Here is a 19,101-nt window from a genome sequence, read left to right as displayed (position 1 = left end):
GCGTTAGACGTTATTGATCAAATAGATATTTTTCTTCCGGCAACTCAGGTGTCACCGGTTCAGCTTGCCCAACTCCATGGGAATGAACGAAAAAGAGCATCTAGCCCAAGAGATCAACAAAAACAAGAACCCGAAAACGAGGATAACCTAGGATGGTAAAAGAAGTTATTGAGGTCAGTTACAACGACCTTGCTGTCGGCGCAGCCAGTTACGACCCAGTGACAAAGCAAAGCGCGTTTGAGTACGATCCTAGCTTTATTTCTAGTGGAATTGAATTATCTCCGCTAATGATGCCACTCTCTAAGAAAATTTATTCGTTTCCATCAATCGATCATGCCACCTTTAAAGGTCTTTCGGGGCTTTTAGCCGACTCTTTACCAGATGATTTCGGTAATACAGTCCTCAATGCTTGGGTAGCTCGAAACGGACGGTTACCCAGTGAGATAACCCCGCTTGAACGTTTAAAGTACACGGGAGCGAGAGGAATGGGTGCATTGTCTTATTCTCCGCCAAAAAAATACGGTAACTCTTTCAATAAGTCACAAGAGATAGAAATCAAGTCTCTGGTTTCTGTCGCTCAAAACATTCTCTCTGAAAGACAAGACTTTGGAGTTGAACTTGATCATGCTGGCCGTGAAAACAAAGACGCCATGTTAGAACTTATGTCTGTTGGTATGAGCGCCGGTGGTGCCAGACCTAAAGCGGTTTTAGCATTTAACCACGATTTTAGCGAAGTGCGATCCGGGCAAGTTGAAGTTCCTGAAGGATTTACTCATTACTTAATGAAGTTTGATGGTGTCAGTGAGCACAACAAGAACAAAGAGACATTTGGTGATCCGTTAGGTTACGGCGCGATGGAATATACGTATTATCTCATGGCAAATAAGCTTTGCGGTATTGATATGATGCCAACTCAACTCCTGAACGAAGGTGATCGTCGCCACTTTATCACCCAACGTTTCGATAGAATCGGAAACAAACGCGTACATGTACAGACCCTGAATGCAATGGCACATGTTAGCTATAAGCAAGCTGGATCATTCTCGTATGAGGAATTATTTGGGGTAGTCCGTCAACTAAGGTTGAAAGCGCCAGAGGCTATGCAGCTATTGAGACGCTTAATCTTTAATATCATATCGCGCAACCATGACGACCACTCAAAGAACTTTGGATTCATGATGAACGATGCCGGAGTCTGGTCTCTTTCTCCCGCTTACGACATTGCATACTCATACAAGCCAGATAGTCATTGGGTAAGTTGTCACTGGATGACACTCAACGGTAAGCGTGACCATTTTGAGCGTAGTGATTTCTATAGCCTGAGTACACTAAGTCCCCTATTTACTAAGAAACTTATAGATGAAACCATCGACGAAATCACACAGCATGTATCTACGTGGCGTGTGCTAGCTACCGAACAAGCTGTCCCGCTCTCGTTAATTGATGAAGTTGAGTCAAACCTAAGGCTTAATATTTAACAATAAAAAAGGTGCTATCAGGGTATTTGGTTGCACCTATTCTTATATGCTATAAGGCATGTTCCATCTCACTTAACCAAGAAGGAATATTTTTGTTATACCAATCAATACATTTACTTGTTTCTGGGTGACTTCTTTCTATCAATAAATTAACGACCTCAATAACAATCCAAGCTTTAGCAATAATTAGCTGTTTAAATAACTCAGAACCATCGTGGTTGCTGTTATTCTTTAGATAACACTCTACAATTTTTGAATATTCGGTATGATTCCCCATACCTTGTACTAATGGGGCTAAATCAATAGCAGGGCTACCTTTACCGAATCTTTCCCAATCAAACAATACAATGCTGCCATCATTACGCCTCCCCCAATTACCACTGTTCGTATCGCCTGAAATATAATTTTCTGATTCGAATAATATAGAGCTTTTCTTTTGCATATAATGGAATAGATTCTCGCAGCTTTTAGGGATATTTAAAGCAAGCAGAGCTGAATCAGTCTGACTTATCTCCCATTTATGTTGCTTTATCGGCATTTGGTAAGGTTCATTACAATTATGGACAAGCAATAGCTGTTCATACATTTCAGAAGTTTGAATTAATTCCGTAAGAGTAAATGGGTTAGGAATATATTCAATGAACAAGTCACGCCCTTGGTTATCAAATAGTTCAGGAATACCAACACCAATAGCGCGTAATTTTGGAGCTACTAATTTATAAAAATCCACCTCAATAGAAGTCGCATTTATTTTTTGAATACACTGAACACCTTGATATTCAGTTAAATACACCTGTGCTTCCCCCATTTGGGATAATTCTTTCTGTTTCATAGCATCACTCTTAGCATACGGGACTCCGTATAATGTGAATCCCACTTTAATTAAAGTACCATCAACAATATCAAATTTATCATGTATTACAAATGGATATAGAATAATATATCAAATAAAACCAAAACAAGAGTTGTATTTATAATGCTTGCACAAGTGGTACTCGAACGGACTGGCAGCACATTCACTGCCTTTACTTGTTCTAGCTCCAATCCTAAAACAAGTGTCAGGGTTTAGCTCAAGCGCCATCGGTTTTATCATTCTGGTCTAGTTCGGTGCTGGTTCCGCTGCCATCGTCTTGCTCGGGTTGGGCTTCGTACTGTGTAACTGATGGCTGACAGTTTGGTTTTGTATATTAAATTCCATTGTCGGTTGCCAGATACTTGGTTCCCTGTGTGTTACCACAATGACCGTCGCTTTTAGCGAATGAATATGTTCTGCGATAAGTCTCTCGGTAGCATCATCAAGTGCCGAAGTGGCTTCGTCAAAAATCAGTATAGGTGCTTGCTTGATTAGAGCGCGTGCAATGGCCAATCTTTGTCTCTCACCACCGGATAACGCCTCACCTTTTTGCCCGACAAGTTGATGAATGCCTAATTCAGTGCGATCTATCACCTCACTTAATTGAGCATGCATTGCACATCGCTCGATTTCTTCATCGCTCGCATCCGGTTTACCTAAGCGGATGTTGTCAGCCAAAGTCCCAGTGAAAACAATGGGATCTTGTGCCACGTAAGAAAAATATTGAGTGAGCACGTCGTAACTGATTTGTTTTATATCGACACCACCTAGGGTAATTCGACCTTGCGTAGGGTCATCAAATCGCATCAGCAAACCTAACAGGGTACTCTTACCACCGCCACTTGGTCCATTAATCACAACTTTCGCGCCTTCTATAATTTCTGCGTTTGCACCAATAAAAATGTCTGAGCAGCCAACATTATGCAACTGAAATTGGTGATAATTGGGCTGCTGAGCATTTTCTGGTTTAGGCTCTGGCAAGCTAGGTACAGTGGTTAAATGGATATAGTCCTTAATCGCCGCGCGCACATCATTAATCGCAAACCCAGCCAATGCTAACTCGCCCAAAGGTGCTGCAGCTCTAGTGATAAGTATCAAAAGCGATAAAATCAATAGTGGCTCTGTTGTGCCGGAGACAACCAAGTAACTCGCCATACCAGCCAGCGGTAAAATTGTCGCGAGCGTCGATACAAATGTTGTTTTAGATGCCGCACGGTTGATACTTTTGTGAATTTTTTCTTGCTTAGTCCAACTTGCTTCAATTCGTTCAATCGCCCGCTTTGGACCCGCGGTCGCGCGCAGTAGATCCAGGTGATCGATTAGTTCGAGTGTGTACTTGGTGGTATTCACATCTGCGCTGTGTCGATCGCGATCGGTATGGATAAGAGCCAATTGCGATTTATATTGAATAAATAACGCGCCTGCGAGTAATGCTGAACTCAGCGCCGCTATGGTTACACCACCAACTAGACCAATACCAACCACCAGAAATAAAGGTAGGAGTGGCGCATGCAGGAAGGTTTGCAGTTGGTGAGCTGGTATGCTCATAAAACCAGGAATGCCACGCTCAGCCAGGTGAGTTGTTTGCGTTCTGTGCTGGTCGGTAAACCAAGCTAGCTTTGCTTGGTTAAGTGCTTTACCAAGCGCTGAATAGAGATCACCAGTAAGTTTTGCTCCGGACAAAAAGCCAGATCGTGTGACCATCACTGTCGCCAAGATTGCGGCCCCCGCAGCTGCCAAAACATACATAGGTGTTTGCTGTTCAACGATGGCTAGGGCCAAAACAGTATAGGCAGCAGCTTCCAGTACGGCAACCAACACCCAGCCAGTACCAACAAGGTACAGACGACGTTTTGCCTGTTCTGGCAGTGCTTTACTAACGGAATTAGTGTTGTTGCTCGTCATACTTTTTCGTCCTTTTTTTCAGCGTTTCGAGTTAACGTCAGCGTAAAATCTGTTTGCTGAGCGAGGTCTGTATCATGAGTCACCACAATAATGGTTTTACCTTGTTGATGAGCCAGTGCACGCAGGTTTTGCATCACAACTAACGCGGTCTCCTTATCAAGAGCGCTAGTAGGCTCGTCAAGTAAGATGATATTGGCGTTACTTAAGAACACGTTAGCAAGAGATATACGTTGTTGTTGCCCGCCTGAAAGGGAGGCTGCGTCCGCTGTAAGATCAATAATAAACTGGGCTTGGCTCAGTGCATCGCGGAGCGTATCGTCGGTGGCATCAGGTGTTGCCAATTGCAGATTCTCTCGCACCGTAGTTTTCAAAACGCCAGTGTTTTGGGGGACGTAGCGTATTGCGTTATGTCGCGACACTTCATCAAGGTCTGATATATTGTCATCTCCGAGGGTAACGGTCCCTGATGAAGGCCGTTCGTAACCGGATAAGATACGTAACAATGTACTTTTTCCAACGCCACTCGGACCCATAATGGCTGTAAAAGAGCCCGGAATAAAAGAGTAAGAAAGACCGTTGATGATCGTTTTTTGATCGGTGACGACCTTGATGTGTTCGGCATGTAACGAGTCTGGTTTTCTCTGTCGGTTGACTTGGCCTGAAGCGATGGTACTTTCTTGTAAAAAGTCGCTGATGTGTTTGGCGGCGTTTTTACCTGCCGTTACATAGTCTAAGCCGTGACCCAACTTTAGCACGGGTGTCACGATGGCAAGGCCAAAAAAGAAAACCGAAGCCATGGCAGCAGGACTTAACTGATAGGAAATCGTGTAAGCGATAGCTAAAGTGGCGACCGCTTGTAGCAGCGCTACAGAAACCGCAGCAGCAAGTGCAACATTGCTCACCCACTTTACGATGCCGTCGGTAAAACGTTGCGTGGCATGTCGATAATTGGCAATGGCGCCCGATTGAGTACCATAAATACGATTGACTCGGATGCCCCTTGTGTAATCGTTCACTGCAGTGACAATCTCACCCATAATGTTCATGCGTTCAGCGCCATGTTTCGCAGCATACTTGGGTAGAAACACCAGATAGTAAAGTGAGGCGATAAGACCAGGGACAAGGGCGAAAAGCGCAATTGGCCCTGCCAAGCTCAACATGATGAGGATGGACGCCAATGGCACCAACATGAACGTGACAAATTCAGACGGTAAGTGAGCAATCATATGATGCAGCGTATTAATGTCCTCCGAAGCCAAGCGGCGAAGTTGATTTTCACCATATCGAGAGACTGTTTTACTTGGCAACCTAGCGAGATGCTGAGCCACTTGACGGCGCACCTGAAAGGAAAATTGGGCTTCAGCTTCATGAACCCACCAGGATGCTAATGAAGAGACGGCGGCACTAACGATCCAAAGGCCGATTGCACTGAAAACCCATTTACTCGAGAGGTCGTCAATTAATTGTATTAAGCACAATAGTGCGCCTATTTTTGCGAGTGCAGCAACCACTTCAGCAAAGGTGCCCAGCATAAGTTTGGCGATGGATGGTTGCAACGCAGGCATGAGCGTAGGTGTGAGATAGTGTTGGCTGATTTTATTTATCATACTCTTCCCAACTTATTGAGGTAGTGAAAAAAGGTGTGGGATTGATATGTTGAGCGTATAAGGCTCTCACCACTGGTGCTTTGGATGCCGTAATCAGGTTTTAAGTCGTAAATAATATGTTCGATAAGCGAGCCTACGTTTTAATCTTATAGTAATGCTCATAATATGAGCAACTTAATTAGAATTAGCAATTAATTTCTCGGTTATATCTAAAAGTTAGCGATATAAATCAAGGTGTTGATAATTTACTAGGCATGACAACATGGGCATCAATATATCAGGGCAACACTATCCGCTAGGGGTTATCTCACCTATAAACTCAGTTATCATGAAATAGAAGAAATGGGTCATGCGACGTAAAATGCTTACACAAGTGGTACTTGAACGGACTGGCTGCACATTCACTGCCTCATACCTTTACTTTATCTTGTCTCTCATCAGATCTCTTGGAATACCCGGCATGGCATAAAATGATACCTAATTGCGATCAAGGCTTTGAGGAAGATTTAAAGCAAGCAGAGCTGAATTACTTTGATTTATCATTTTGAGCGTAGTGATTTCTATAGCCTGAGTACACTAAGTCCTCTATTTACAAACTGATAAATGTAACCATCGACGAGAGCACACTTCATGTATCTACGTGGCGTGCGCTAGCTGACGAACAAGCTGTCCCTCTATCGTTAATTGATGACGTTGAGTCAAACCTAAGGCTTCGTATTTAGCAATAAACCAGAAAGGTGCAAGCAGAATACTTGGTTGCACCTTTATCAAGCCCTACACACTAAATGTAAAGATGCAAATAGAGTCATTAATTTGCTCTTTTACACGCATTATACACGGAGCCTAAAAACTTCGTTAGATGTTATGAGTAGGTAACTGCTCTAACTCATTTTGGGCAGAATCGGCTTGATTAATGAATATAATGTAGCAGTTATGATGACCTAAGTATGTGTCCGATTATGTTTTCTAAGGTGATATCCCCTTTTCTACGATCAACCATCACGTCATCAGAAAAAGCGAGATGACCAGAGTTTAGACCTCGCGTCATTTCGACAAACCCATCGAAAGCAGGCGCTGAGAAACCAGCATTTGATAGCGCATCAGTCCAATTCGGTTCAGGTATTGCAATCGCGCCTACCGTTATGCCGAGTGCTTGAGTTAAAGCGATTGCAACACAATCTGGTGAGTATGCAGTTGGGCCTTCTAATTCGATTACTCTGTTATTACTCCAGCTTTCACATAATGCTTCAGCTGCGATACGCCCCACATCTTGGGTCGAGATCATAGGAATCTTGCGTCCCGCAGGTGTAAGAAAACTGTTCAACTTGCCTTGCGTAATAGACTTAATCATCGGCGTCCAGTTCTCCATAAAATAAGCGGGGCGAAGAAATGTAACAGGTATTTCAGTCTGACTTAAATATTGCTCGAGAACTCTATTCATTGCTATCCATCCAGTACCGCTTGATTTATCAGCACCAATAGAAGATAGAGCCACTATTTTTGGTAACTTCGCCTTCATTGCAGCTTCGGAAAAGGAGGTCGCAATTATTTCGGCTTGCGTAAATAGGTCATCTAAGGCGTATTTCGGAGGACTAATTATATAGGCTCCATCGGCACCGGATAAGGCTTTAGTTAATGCTGGTATATCTGTGAAATCGGCAATAGCTACCTCTGCTCCTAGACCGGCCCAAATATTCCCTTTGGCTGCATCGCGTATTACAACCCTTACGCGCTTTCCTGCCTTAAGTAATGTATTAGCCACAACAGAACCAGTATTCCCAGTAACACCAGTAACAACATACAATTCATTGTTATTCATCATTTGTTCCTTTTGTAAAAGCCATAATAGATTTGGTGTAGGTAATCTTATAGACTGCCTAAACATAACACCAATGCATGAGGGTTATAATGAATATCCAGAAAGTGGATTTTAGTAGTGTTGATCTTAATCTTCTTAAACTGTTCGATGCTTTATTAAAAGAGCGAAGCGTTACTCGAGCAGGACAAAGGATCGGCCTCAGCCAACCAGCGGCCAGCCGTGGTTTAGCTCGGCTTCGAAAATTATTTAACGATCGACTTGTGGTAAGAACATCGCAAGGACTAGAGTTGACGCCACGAGCGACAGCACTGTCTGGAGCTGTGACTAAATTACTCGATGACGCCCAAAAAATTGTGGCACCATCAACATTTAAACCTAGTGAAGCATCAGGTAAATTTACTATCGCTACAACGGATCATATGACTTTGTTATTGATACCGGAACTGTTATCTAAATTGGCGGAATTGGCTCCGAGGCTAGATTTGGAAATATCAGCATCGTCAGGCGACAATATCGATTTAGTAGTTCAGGGGGATGTAGATTTAGCGATTGGAGTTTATGATAAGCTGCCAACACGATTTTATCAGCGAGTACTTTACGATGAAGATCTCGTTTGTCTTATTCGTAGTGACCACCCTATATTAGCAGAGCCATGGACGTTGGAGAGTTTTGCCTCACTGTCCCATATATCAGTGATCATTACAGGCAAGGGTAAAAGCACTGTTGATAATGCTTTAGCAGAAGAAGGGTTGAGTCGGAGGACCGCAGTACGCTTACCTCACTTCCTTGCTGCACCAATGTTAGTCGCTGAAAGCGATATGATTTTATCGATCCCACGTCGGCTTGCTCATAAAGTTGTAATGACGGCACCGTTAAAAATACTTGAAATTCCACTCACGATAAAGAGCTTTAATCCGTCAATTATATGGCATGAAAGATGGCATGAGGATCCCGCCCACATATGGTTGCGTAATCTACTTTTCGAAATAGGCTCTAAAAATAAAACCGTTATCGCATAAATACCATGTGAAAATGCTTGATTCGAGAAAGAGTGATAATCATAAAAACTAAAATTACAACGATAGTTTAGGCTGGATAAAGTCGATAAACGCAGAAATACGTTTTGCTACTGAAGAAGACCTATAGAACACCGCGTTGATCTGTTCTCTGCCCGTATGAGACAATTTTTCAGGTTCCAATAATACGACTAAACGCCCTTCTTCAATATCTTTTTTCACCATAAAGCCCGACAAACAGGCAATACCGTTCCCCGCTAACGTTAGTTTCCGAACGGTTTCACCATTACTTGCAGTAAAGGTGGGATCTAATGTTTTAAAACCTTTTAGCGGCCAATGGTTTAGTATTTTGGGGCCAGAAAAACCAATCGTTGCATGAGTAGAAAGGTCGCTTGTCTGCTTGGGAATACCTCGCCGAGATAAATAATCAGGCGATGCCACAATATACAGCAAACTTTTCCCTAATGGTCGCGCATGAAGAGTTGAATCAGTTAACTGACCAATACGAATAGCAAGATCTGTTTTCTTCTCTAATAGATCAACAAAACCTTCATTCGAGGTCAGTTCCAACTGGATATCTGGATACATCTTATTAAATGCTTGCACAAGTGGTACTAGCTGATGAAATACGAACGGACTGGCAGCATCGACACGCAAGCGCCCTTTCGGTAGTTCTCCGCGTGAGATTAGTTCTTCTTCCGCTTGCTGAATGTGCTGTAAACCAACACGTATGGTGTCGACAAATTGGCGGCCTTCATCAGTTAATTCAACACGCCGCGTCGTGCGATTAAGTATCGATACGCCAAGCTGCTTTTCTACCTTACTCACCGCCCGTGATACACGTGCGACTTGAATATCTAAAGCCTCCGCCGCCGCAGAAAAACCGCCACTATCTACCACTGTCAATAAGATCTCTAAATCATCAGAACGGGTCAGCATTCACTTCTCTCCAGCACAGTTACTTATTAACCCCATTTATAACAAAAGTCATTTGTAAAAGACACTGTTTTTCACAATGTAATAATTATGCATAATGCTTCCATTAAAACGAAACGCGATTTATTGATTATCGCGTTTATCATCATCCAGACCAAAAAATAGAGATAATTATTATGCCTTTAGCACTACTTGCATTGACGCTCAGCGCCTTTGCTATCGGAACCACCGAGTTCGTCATCGTAGGGCTTATTCCTACTATGGCGGCCGACTTAAATGTATCCTTACCTTCAGCCGGACTTTTAGTTAGCCTTTACGCCCTTGGCGTTGCGGTCGGCGCGCCAGTTTTAACTGCACTGACTGGCAAATGGAATCGAAAGCACGTCTTACTTGCTGTGATGTCTTTGTTTGTTACGGGTAACTTACTCGCTTGGCAAGCACCAGGCTACGATACGTTAATTATTGCACGTATTATTACTGGCCTTGCTCATGGTGTATTTTTTTCCATTGGTTCGACTATCGCTACCGGTTTAGTCGCTAAAGAGAAAGCCGCCAGTGCGATTGCGATCATGTTCACTGGTTTAACCGTCGCTTTAGTAACGGGTGTACCTATAGGGACTTACATCGGGCAATCCTTTGGCTGGCAAGCAACCTTTTTAATTGTTGCAGCTCTTGGTCTTATTGCCCTTATTGGTAGCGCGTTATTAGTACCAAACAACCTAAAACAGCCTCCAGCAACAAAACTATCAGCACAGCTTAAGGTTCTCACGCAACCGCGTTTACTATTGGTGTATGCGATCACAGCTCTGGGTTATGGCGGCACATTCACAGCCTTTACTTTTCTAGCACCAATCCTAGAACAAGTATCAGGGTTTAACTCAAGCGCCATCGGTTTAATCATGCTGGTCTACGGGGTATCGGTTGCAATCGGTAATATCTGGGGCGGAAAAATGGCTGACAAAATGGGGCCAATTAAAGCGCTGACGGTGATTTTCTCAGGTCTTGCTGCAGTCTTGGTTGTGTTTAACTTTACCGCTGTGAATCCAGTAGCAGCTGTGGCAACCATCTTAGTTTGGGGTGCATTTGCCTTCGGTAATGTTCCTGGACTGCAAGTGTACGTGGTAAAACTTGCAGAAAAACACACTCCAGACGCTGTCGATGTCGCATCTGGTTTAAACATCGCAGCCTTTAACGTGGGCATTGCACTTGGCTCTTGGGGTGGTGGTCTTATCGTTGCCGAAGCTGGCCTAATGCACACTCCTTGGGTAGGCGCAGTCATTGTGCTCGTTGCTCTTGCATTAACCCGTTTGAGTGGCAAGCTAGATAAGAAAGCACTACGTGATGAAAACATCGAACACAACCGCGCTAAACAAACTGTTTAGTTGCCACATGCCAAACGTAAGTCTCAGGTATATCAACCTCGCTATCGCCGTGATTGCAATTCACTATGGAAATCGAACGTTAAAATATCAAATATTTGACAAGCTCAAAAACGAGCAATAGCGCAACTGAGGGCTATAAATCCAGTGCTGGTTAACCCCGGTGAGTTAGTCACCGCTCTAACTCACCGGCTCAGAATCGAGTTAGAGTTATTATAATGTGCTTTAAAATTTTTGCTGTGCAGTTTTTACAGAAAAAATCATAATCGAATATGTTAAACTTATCTGAACAGGCTTTCCATTCAGTGAAAACGAACGATTAGAATATAGATGAAAATTGAAACATGATGATAAAGAATAATAAGCCCGTTAGGATAACTCTCGCACATATAAACGATACGCACTCCTACTTTGAACCTCAGTCACTGCAATTACAGCTTAACATTGAGGGCAAAAGTATATCGCCTTATGTGAGTAATGGCGGGTTTTCCCGTATAGCGACCAGAGCTAAACAACTTAAAGCGACAGCCCTGCAAAATAATCGAGATTTTATATTTGTTCATGCTGGAGATTGCTTTCAGGGGACGCTCTATTTCTCGCTCTTTAAAGGTAAGGCCAACTCAGATATGCTCAATGCACTGGGCATTGATATGATGACTATTGGTAATCATGAGCTAGATATGGGTAATGAACCTGTGGCTGCATTTTTAGATCGTATTCAGTTTCCACTGTTAGCGGGTAACTGGGACCTTTCTAACGAAATAAAAACGAAGTCTCATCATTTAAGCGGTCGTTCAAACTTATTCTCTTATCAGCCTGATGAGCAGACTGCACGCTGGATGACTCGTGTTGTAGATGGCGAGCCTGTAGCAATATTCGGGGTGTCATTGGATAAGATGGCCGATATAGCGAATGTAGATCCGGACACGCCATTTATTAATGCCTTTGAAACAGCCAAAAATACTGTTCGAGCTATCCGAAAGTCAGGTATTAATAAGATAATATTAGTGAGTCATCTAGGTTTTGATGGTGATTGTGAATTAGCTAAAGAAGTGGATGATATCAGCTTGATTGTTGGCGGTCATAGCCACACGCTTCTCGGCGATTTCAGTGACTTAGGACTGAAAAAAGAATCTGAATACGGACATCAGGTTAATGGTACTTATATTGTTCAAGCGGGATTTCACTCACAGGCACTTGGTCACTGTGAGATTGATTTCGCAGCCGATGGTTCGGTTAGCACTTTTAAGGGCAAAAATGAGCTGCTTATTGGTCGCCGACTTTGTATTGATGCAAGCTTGTTAACAACCAATGATGATGAAATCCATGCAAAGGCGAGTCTCTACCTCGCTCAACATGAAAACGTGGTTGTATGTAAAAAAGATCCGATACTACAAAGTTTGCTACAAGATAAATATATACCGAGAGTACGTAAGCTACAAAATACCGTGATTGCTAAGTTAGCCAAGGATATGCGACATATCCGTATTCCTGATCTGAAGGGAGGCAGTGATATTGCCCCGCTAGTAGCCGAATCTTTTGCGCATATGATGAATAAAAATGGTCATCGAGTCGACTTTGCAATTCATAATGCTGGCGGTGTGAGAACGTCTTTACACCGGGGTAATATTTCAATTGGTGATATTGCAGGTAAGCTACTTCCCTTTGCCGTTCCCATTGGTGTTTATCACATCAAAGGCAAATATATCGCACAGGCACTAGAGGGTGCAATCAACAACGCCACCAATAATGGGGTTCTAGGCTCTGGCTCGGGAAGCTACCCTTATACCTATAACTTGAATTTTAGCTATTACGCCGAACGCCCCCTTGGTAAGCGAATTGCTAAACTTACTATCTATACGGAAGAAGATGGTTGGAACGATATCGATCATGAAATGATTTATTACGGAACCTCTTCCGCTTATACCATGAAAGGTAAAGAAGGTTATGAAGCATTAACCATGATGGAAGCTGATGGGATTGTTACCCAATATTCGATGGCAGATTGCTTCATTGATTTTATCCAAACAGACTATAAATCGTCTTCACGTGAACAGTTGGAGTATAGCGAACCGGTGTGAACATAAAGTATAATGACATTGAGATTAACGCCGCCATAATACGTTTTTTACAATGACGACCAAATTGAATTTAACCACTTAATACGATGAAATTAAAGGTAGACCGACAATACCGAATGTAAAAAATCGTATTGATGGTCTTGTTATAACGCAGCTCTCAAATTAGACCAATGAGCCAACCAACCTTTTGACGTTACACGTTCACTGAAAATTTCCAAAGGACGCTTAGGATTACGCGTAACTTGTAGATTAAACAACGATTCGAAACCAAAAGCAGAAATACATTCATAATTACCATTATCTAACTTTCGAATAGCAACAGCTGTTTCCTTTTCTGGCCAATAACTCATCGCGTCAATGATATTTAAATACGGTTTATCACCATTTCGTTTATGCATAAGAGCTTGATTACGCACTTCCCAGTTTAATTCTGGCATCAGCACAGAAAGCTGAGATTCTATGAGCTTGTAGTTTTCAGAGTTAGATTCAGTTACATCGAAATAGATCACGTCAGCGTCATTCAAAGGCGTTGATATTGATTTTTGGTGCAAGTGATCCCACACCAAATTTCGGACGAAAGCAGCCGCTAGATAACAATGAGGTAAATCAAGTTGCTGAACACAATCAAGAGCTTTAACTCTCAATTCATCTTTCTCAATTAATGTGATTACCCTATCCATATCCACCCTGCGTTATAACGCCTCACTAAGAGGCAAATAATGGTTGGTTAAATAAGCGACGAAGGAGCAAAAACCAACTGTATTTTGTCCTTGTTTAACAGCTTGTTAAGTGCCAACTGCACCACTGTCATTTAATTTTATAAACCTTTCGATATTGCTACACAACTCACTATCGCTTTGATATAAGTCTTGGACAACTGAAAAGTGGTTTTTTCCCGTCGAAAAATACAATTGAACATCATTACCGCTATCCCTTAATTTATCTGCATAGTCGGATGATTGTCGCTTAAATTCGATTGACTCATATTCACCAACAATCAACATTGTTGAGGGAGAGTTCAAAGATGCTTCTAAAAGTGGGCTTTGCTCTAAAATTATTTTTTCTGTTAAATTAATTTCCGTTTGTAACCATGAAAATTTAAGTGGTGATAAATCAAATAAGCCACTGATTGCAATACAACCTTTAATAACATCATTAGGCAAATCAAGATCATTCCAATCGCATAATGCCAACATAGCTGCTTGATGGCCACCTGCGGAATGCCCACAAACAAAAATTTTCTGGTTATTCCCATTAAACTTATGTGAATTGTTATACGTCCATTCTATGGCTGAACAATTTTGTTTGGTTATCTCAGGAATAGATACCTTGGGACAGAGTGAATAATTAGTCAAGACTACGGTAAATCCCTTTTCTACAAGTCCTTTTGCAACAAAACTAAAGTCTTTACTCGATAAGCTCTTCCAATATCCACCATGTATAAAAACAACCACTGGCGAGTTCATATGACTTGAAGGATAAACATCTAAGATTTCATCTTCAGATGAGCCGTAGGGAATATCCTCGAAGCACTTTAATTCATCGCGAGTTTCTTTGCTACGCGTCAAGTCTTGTTCAATATACATACCCAAATTATCGACACTTAAAACAGCATTATATTCTTCATTAATATCTTTTGATGTTTTGAAACCACGAAACAAATTCATAATTACTTAAGTCCATTGATGATGCTTACAGAGTTCGAGTTCGACTTTGGCATTTAACGCCGCAATAAGCGGAGAGTAATAGTTTGCTAAAATGTGAAGCTAAGCGGAACCGGGCAAACTGTTACTCTCCGACTTGATTGCCTTGTTAGTTGCTGGTTATTAAAAGCATAACAGAAGCAATAAGTTACCATGTTTACGTGATAGACGAAAGAATCAAACAACACCAGCCGCACAGTTCCGGACGTGCGCTACTAACGCATCCGGCTCCTACCTCAGGTGTTTGGCGTCAAAACGCTGTTCTGGATAAGGATGAACAATTTTAGGCTTCGGTAACCAATATTCGATGTAGTACTTGAAGCGTTCCCATGTCGTACGGTGTCGTTGACTACGTCGCCTTAAACTCTTTAGCCAGAGCCTCTTTATTTCTTTCACAAACTGGCCAATACGGTATGAGTTAAAAGGGACACCATAATCGTTGATATGCCCTTGAACTACTCGCCTTAACCAGCGCCGCTAGGCATTTTTTAGCATCTTGATGCTTCTGAAACCCCAGCACGGCTGGGTCAGCGTAGCGGATTATGGTGACCTCTCCACGTGTACTCTTACGATATTGATTTAGCCACAGATCGAAGCTGTAGTGCAGGTAGACATTTGCCAAAAGTGGCGAAATAACCGAACCTTGAGGTGTGCCTATTGTCGACGCTTGTCTCCTTTTCATTATCGCTATGTGTAAAGCATCCAGCGCATCATGCTGGCCTTTACCCGGCCTAAAACCATATGAGAAGCCCATAAAATCGACCTCGTATATTTGGTTTAGCACTTGCACTGTGGCTTGCTGGACAATTTTATCCTCTAAACATAAGATACTTAGCCCATGTTACGCCATCACAGCCAGGCGCTGAGTTGCGTTTAAACTTTAGGAAATTGTCTTTTAACAGGCTTTCGGTTATATGATGATACAGGTTGGTAAATTGTTGTTTCCTATCCTTTATTGCTGCATATTTGACTTGACAATATAATGTTAATGATAAAGTATTAATACGGTTTTATGGCTTAGAGTCCACGTAATCGTATATATTTCAACTTTCAACAGGGAATTGTTCATGAGTATACAAATTAACGTAAAAAAGATCGCAGGATCTAACCGAGTTTCAACTTATGGTGTAGAGCTAACGGATACTATTAAAGTCCTTAAATTAAAGATAAAAGATAAAGAAGGAGGGATGCCACCTGAAGCGTTTCGTCTTATATATTTAGGGCAGCAAGTTGAGGACAGTAAGACGGTTGCAGACTATTCTGTTGAAGAAGGATCAACTTTGTATCTCGTGCTTCGATAGAAAGCGGCGCATAAGTGGCTATGCTCCCGTAAGTTCGAGATAGGAGGAGCTGGCGACGAAAATCCCGATAATCGCCCACCGGTCCTTTATAATTTTGATTTTTACGCCTCTTTTTTGAATAAGAAGAGATGGGACAGGCATAACTTTATAAACAATACAAAAAAACCTTCCACATTAGCTTTTCTAAATCAAAAACCTTATTCATCTTGCTTGCCTTTTAATCAATAAATGATCACAATAAATGATTAGTAGCTCTAAATTGAATTGGGGCAGTTTCGGCTTAGAGCTATCACTCTAAGCCATTGATGGACAAAATTGTCTTAGGGTCAAACTTCATAGATAAGGGTTAACCAGGTGTTATGCACACGGCCCGACTAATACCCAACCTGAATACTGTGCATCTGCTGCTCTGCCAGTATCTGTCCAACGTTCTGCACGGTAAACATTACCTTGGTAAGAGACTTCGTTACCTGGTTTATATTGCTTGCTGATATCAACTGCTGGAATATCTTGGCACTTATTAACACTCACATCACCAGTATGTTCTCGTACTTCAAGCATAATGTAAGCGTCTACGCGTGCGCTGGGAGAATATGTTTGGTAGTCAGGTCCTGTATGTAAACAATCATTTATTATCGTGTGATACGCGCTATTTCCAGGGTCGCTCATAGTTATATATTCTATGGATGATTCCCTCGCCATTACATCCCGGCATGTATAGTCGAAGAATTGCTTCTCCGCTGCTTGACTAATAATTGAGAGCGTATAGTCACCCGCCTTAAAGTCACGTTCATGATTGTCATACATATAAGCAGAAGGTATGCCGTTCTCCACTTGTATTGTGTCTTCTTCAGTAATAAAGCCATCTTCATTTTGGTCTATAACGTAAAAAGCATTTTCATTCGACACTGAACTTACTTTCCTAATAAGATGAATAGTCTCTCCTACATTAAGTAGAGTCGATGTCGAATCATTTACCGGAAGATCAAGGTTGTCTGGGAAAGAAGTAAAATAACTGTTTTCCGCAACATCAGAATACATGATCGCGTTAATTTTTTGACAAAGCCCATTATTTAACCTGTTATCCCAATCGGATTCATTAACAAAATCGCCATAAACGTTTAATATTGTGATGTTATCATCGTCGTCGTCTTGGTAAAGGGCGAATGTAGCTGGATCCAGCCATTTTGTCATTAAGCTATTTTTTACTTCACGATCTTTTTCTGAGAATTCAGCAGGCCCAGATACTAGATTTAGTTCATTGCCAAACACGAATGGTAATTCGGCACCGTGGCATGAGTTTTCTGATGGCTTACATGTATCCGTAAAACTTGGTACATAGTAATCTGGCCACACGGTGAACTCAGGCTTATATTCAAATTTATACAGAGATACATTCCCATGTTTCTCACTGACCTGTTGAGCAAATTTTTGAGATGGACAATAAAATAGAGTTTGGTTCAGTAGATTACGCGTAGTGGCTTTACGTTTTTCTTTTGAAGTAAAAAGGCCAAGCTTAAATTCAGGTAATTTTCTTAATGCAGTTCCTTTCTTTATCCCAAAAAATGCATCCACTAAGATGTTATAGCTCTGAGGAATATCGAGTGCTGCATCGAAGGGAGCAACAAAAATATTAGATTCATCAGTATTAAATCCAAGTGTCACATCAACATTATCGATAGTTGCTAATTCATTTGGTTGGCTCTTGATTACTTGTTCATCAATATAAGGTGCCCATGAAAGTAAGCCTGATGTTGCTGGTTTGCTACTTAGTAGACTCCACATCTGAGCTCGTGGAGCGGCCATTTTCGTTTGTAGATCTATTATTTCTTTAAACTGCATTGTATCGATATGTTGGCCCTTATGTAATTTTTTAATTGTCCTTTGTGCAAGCCTTTTAGCTGATTTCTTATTTTTGTATTTGATGCCATAAGGGTTACTTTCCATAATCGCCCGCTGGTATAAATCACCGTTCTGTTCTTCATCCATTAGTTGGATACCGATAGACATTGCACCAGCACTTTCACCAAATATTGTTACATCACTGGTATTACCACCGAACTGCTCTATATTTTCATTAACCCATTTTAGTGCTGATTTTTGGTCTAAGATACCGTAGTTGCCAGAGGTTTCGTCATTTTTATAGAAACTACCTAGTATCCCTAAACGGTAGTTGATACTAACCAAAATGAAAGGGTTGCCTTCTTCGGCATTTTTAGACACTATATTCTCGCCATTAAATAAAGCCTGAGTTCCGGAGCCTAGCTCAAATGCACCACCGTGTATGAACACATACACAGGTAAATTGTCCCCATTATTTGTTCCCGATGGTCGCCATACATTAGCATTAAGACAGTCTTCACCCATTGTTTCTACTGCAACGCCATTTTCTTCCATAGTGTGAAGAACTTGAGGGCAGATATTACCCGGCTTTGTAACATCAATAATACTGTTCTCAAGGTAATGATATCTGACTGGGGCTGAAAATCGTTTAGCTTCCGCGTATTGTATCCCTAAGAAGGCATCAACTGGGGTCTCATAATCTTTTGGGATAACTTGTTGACCTTGTAGGGTTGCACCGTCAAGGATGTCAACTAAGACGTCCGAAGTTGTACCTACGTTATAGTCTTGATCAATTTGTATGTGAGTATAACAATTTGGAAAGTTATTATAGCTGTCTAACTTTCCACAAAGTTTTATTGCTTCACCATTGCTATTTACAGGATATCCACTCTTATCCGTATCGCAAGAGTTTTTTCCAGGGTGGTTCCATGGATCTAAATGGATTGCTTTTGAATCCTGGTATTCACTTCGGAAAGTTTTGTTCTCGGCTTTTTCATAATAAAACAACTTAGTTGCAGCTCCGCGTTCACCACCAAGCACACACTCTCCTAAATATTTAGTTCCATACTGAATAGAACTTTCATTCTCTTTCCCAATTTTGTATGCATCTATATCGCACGACTCTCTAAAGCAAACATGGCCATCTCTACTTTTATCGCCCCTTGCTTCAGCATAAGTTC

Annotated in this window: 15 protein-coding genes; 5 read left to right on the top strand and 10 right to left on the bottom strand. The window is 41.7% G+C overall.

Annotated features, from left to right (window positions below; all coding sequences use genetic code 11):
• Positions 1-152 precede the first annotated feature (152 nt).
• Positions 153-1,478, top strand: coding sequence for a type II toxin-antitoxin system HipA family toxin (locus tag AKG98_RS04615; protein WP_067042078.1), 1,326 nt, complete (start codon positions 153-155; stop codon positions 1,476-1,478).
• 49 nt (positions 1,479-1,527) lie between these two features.
• Here the strand turns inward: AKG98_RS04615 and AKG98_RS04610 are convergent, their stop codons facing one another.
• The 5 genes from AKG98_RS04610 to AKG98_RS04595 form a co-directional block, all read right to left on the bottom strand.
• Positions 1,528-2,310 carry a phosphotransferase family protein gene (locus AKG98_RS04610; RefSeq protein WP_067042076.1) on the bottom strand — a complete coding sequence of 261 codons (783 nt, stop codon included), beginning with the start codon at positions 2,308-2,310 and terminating at the stop codon, positions 1,528-1,530.
• A gap of 267 nt (positions 2,311-2,577) precedes the next feature.
• Positions 2,578-4,236: an ABC transporter ATP-binding protein gene (locus AKG98_RS04605; protein ID WP_067042074.1), complete on the bottom strand. Its 1,659-nt coding sequence runs from the start codon at positions 4,234-4,236 to the stop codon at positions 2,578-2,580.
• The gene (locus AKG98_RS04600; protein ID WP_067042072.1) at positions 4,233-5,843 is read right to left on the bottom strand and encodes an ABC transporter ATP-binding protein; all 1,611 of its coding nucleotides are present in this window, start codon (positions 5,841-5,843) and stop codon (positions 4,233-4,235) included. Before AKG98_RS04600 ends, AKG98_RS04605 begins: the two co-directional genes overlap by 4 nt.
• Before the next feature lie 636 nt (positions 5,844-6,479).
• Complete coding sequence (locus AKG98_RS22830; RefSeq protein WP_255358609.1) at positions 6,480-6,605, bottom strand: hypothetical protein; 126 nt, start codon at positions 6,603-6,605, stop codon at positions 6,480-6,482.
• A 169-nt stretch (positions 6,606-6,774) separates the two neighbouring features.
• Positions 6,775-7,665, bottom strand: coding sequence for an NmrA family NAD(P)-binding protein (locus AKG98_RS04595; protein WP_157534064.1), 891 nt, complete (start codon positions 7,663-7,665; stop codon positions 6,775-6,777).
• Between the two features lie 86 nt (positions 7,666-7,751).
• On the opposite strand from AKG98_RS04595, the gene AKG98_RS04590 reads away from it, so the two are divergent.
• Entirely contained in the window at positions 7,752-8,681 is a 930-nt protein-coding gene (locus AKG98_RS04590) for a LysR family transcriptional regulator (protein ID WP_198155414.1), read from the top strand.
• A gap of 54 nt (positions 8,682-8,735) precedes the next feature.
• On the opposite strand, the gene AKG98_RS04585 is transcribed toward AKG98_RS04590, so the two are convergent.
• The gene (locus tag AKG98_RS04585) at positions 8,736-9,617 is read right to left on the bottom strand and encodes a LysR family transcriptional regulator (RefSeq protein ID WP_067042068.1); all 882 of its coding nucleotides are present in this window, start codon (positions 9,615-9,617) and stop codon (positions 8,736-8,738) included.
• Between the two features lie 173 nt (positions 9,618-9,790).
• Between AKG98_RS04585 and AKG98_RS04580 the strand changes: the two genes are divergently transcribed.
• Both AKG98_RS04580 and AKG98_RS04575 read left to right on the top strand, forming a co-directional pair.
• Positions 9,791-10,996 carry an MFS transporter gene (locus tag AKG98_RS04580; protein WP_067042063.1) on the top strand — a complete coding sequence of 402 codons (1,206 nt, stop codon included), beginning with the start codon at positions 9,791-9,793 and terminating at the stop codon, positions 10,994-10,996.
• Between the two features lie 341 nt (positions 10,997-11,337).
• Positions 11,338-13,074, top strand: coding sequence for a bifunctional UDP-sugar hydrolase/5'-nucleotidase (locus tag AKG98_RS04575; RefSeq protein WP_228140204.1), 1,737 nt, complete (start codon positions 11,338-11,340; stop codon positions 13,072-13,074).
• A gap of 143 nt (positions 13,075-13,217) precedes the next feature.
• Here the strand turns inward: AKG98_RS04575 and AKG98_RS04570 are convergent, their stop codons facing one another.
• The 3 genes from AKG98_RS04570 to AKG98_RS22965 all read right to left on the bottom strand — a co-directional run bounded on the left by AKG98_RS04570 (position 13,218) and on the right by AKG98_RS22965 (position 15,459).
• Complete coding sequence (locus AKG98_RS04570) at positions 13,218-13,754, bottom strand: nucleotidyltransferase family protein (RefSeq protein ID WP_067042057.1); 537 nt, start codon at positions 13,752-13,754, stop codon at positions 13,218-13,220.
• A gap of 105 nt (positions 13,755-13,859) precedes the next feature.
• The gene (locus AKG98_RS04565; RefSeq protein WP_067042052.1) at positions 13,860-14,741 is read right to left on the bottom strand and encodes an alpha/beta hydrolase; all 882 of its coding nucleotides are present in this window, start codon (positions 14,739-14,741) and stop codon (positions 13,860-13,862) included.
• Between the two features lie 454 nt (positions 14,742-15,195).
• Positions 15,196-15,459: a reverse transcriptase domain-containing protein gene (locus AKG98_RS22965; protein ID WP_369814912.1), complete on the bottom strand. Its 264-nt coding sequence runs from the start codon at positions 15,457-15,459 to the stop codon at positions 15,196-15,198.
• A gap of 385 nt (positions 15,460-15,844) precedes the next feature.
• Here AKG98_RS22965 and AKG98_RS04555 point away from each other — a divergent pair, with 385 nt between their 5' ends.
• A complete protein-coding gene (locus AKG98_RS04555; protein ID WP_083543883.1) occupies positions 15,845-16,078 on the top strand; it encodes a ubiquitin-like protein in 234 nt (77 codons plus the stop codon).
• A 357-nt stretch (positions 16,079-16,435) separates the two neighbouring features.
• Here AKG98_RS04555 and AKG98_RS04550 read toward each other — a convergent pair.
• Positions 16,436-19,101: carboxylesterase family protein (locus tag AKG98_RS04550; RefSeq protein ID WP_067042046.1), on the bottom strand; the 2,666-nt coding region annotated here is incomplete at its 5' end.

The organism is Moritella sp. JT01 (assembly GCF_001574435.1).
Lineage (GTDB): Bacteria > Pseudomonadota > Gammaproteobacteria > Enterobacterales > Moritellaceae > Moritella.
The sequence above is the reverse complement of the archived record's forward strand: the minus strand, read 5'-3'. Positions and strand labels throughout refer to the sequence as shown.

Coding starts and splice junctions, on each gene's coding strand:
- AKG98_RS04585 (WP_067042068.1), bottom strand. CDS start 9,617: ATGCTGACCCGTTCTGATGATTTAGAGATCTTATTGACAGTGGTAGAT.
- AKG98_RS04615 (WP_067042078.1), top strand. CDS start 153: ATGGTAAAAGAAGTTATTGAGGTCAGTTACAACGACCTTGCTGTCGGC.
- AKG98_RS04605 (WP_067042074.1), bottom strand. CDS start 4,236: ATGACGAGCAACAACACTAATTCCGTTAGTAAAGCACTGCCAGAACAG.
- AKG98_RS04600 (WP_067042072.1), bottom strand. CDS start 5,843: ATGATAAATAAAATCAGCCAACACTATCTCACACCTACGCTCATGCCT.
- AKG98_RS04580 (WP_067042063.1), top strand. CDS start 9,791: ATGCCTTTAGCACTACTTGCATTGACGCTCAGCGCCTTTGCTATCGGA.
- AKG98_RS04555 (WP_083543883.1), top strand. CDS start 15,845: ATGAGTATACAAATTAACGTAAAAAAGATCGCAGGATCTAACCGAGTT.
- AKG98_RS04570 (WP_067042057.1), bottom strand. CDS start 13,754: ATGGATAGGGTAATCACATTAATTGAGAAAGATGAATTGAGAGTTAAA.
- AKG98_RS04575 (WP_228140204.1), top strand. CDS start 11,338: ATGATGATAAAGAATAATAAGCCCGTTAGGATAACTCTCGCACATATA.
- AKG98_RS04590 (WP_198155414.1), top strand. CDS start 7,752: ATGAATATCCAGAAAGTGGATTTTAGTAGTGTTGATCTTAATCTTCTT.
- AKG98_RS22965 (WP_369814912.1), bottom strand. CDS start 15,459: ATGAAAAGGAGACAAGCGTCGACAATAGGCACACCTCAAGGTTCGGTT.
- AKG98_RS04595 (WP_157534064.1), bottom strand. CDS start 7,665: ATGATGAATAACAATGAATTGTATGTTGTTACTGGTGTTACTGGGAAT.
- AKG98_RS04565 (WP_067042052.1), bottom strand. CDS start 14,741: ATGAATTTGTTTCGTGGTTTCAAAACATCAAAAGATATTAATGAAGAA.
- AKG98_RS04610 (WP_067042076.1), bottom strand. CDS start 2,310: ATGAAACAGAAAGAATTATCCCAAATGGGGGAAGCACAGGTGTATTTA.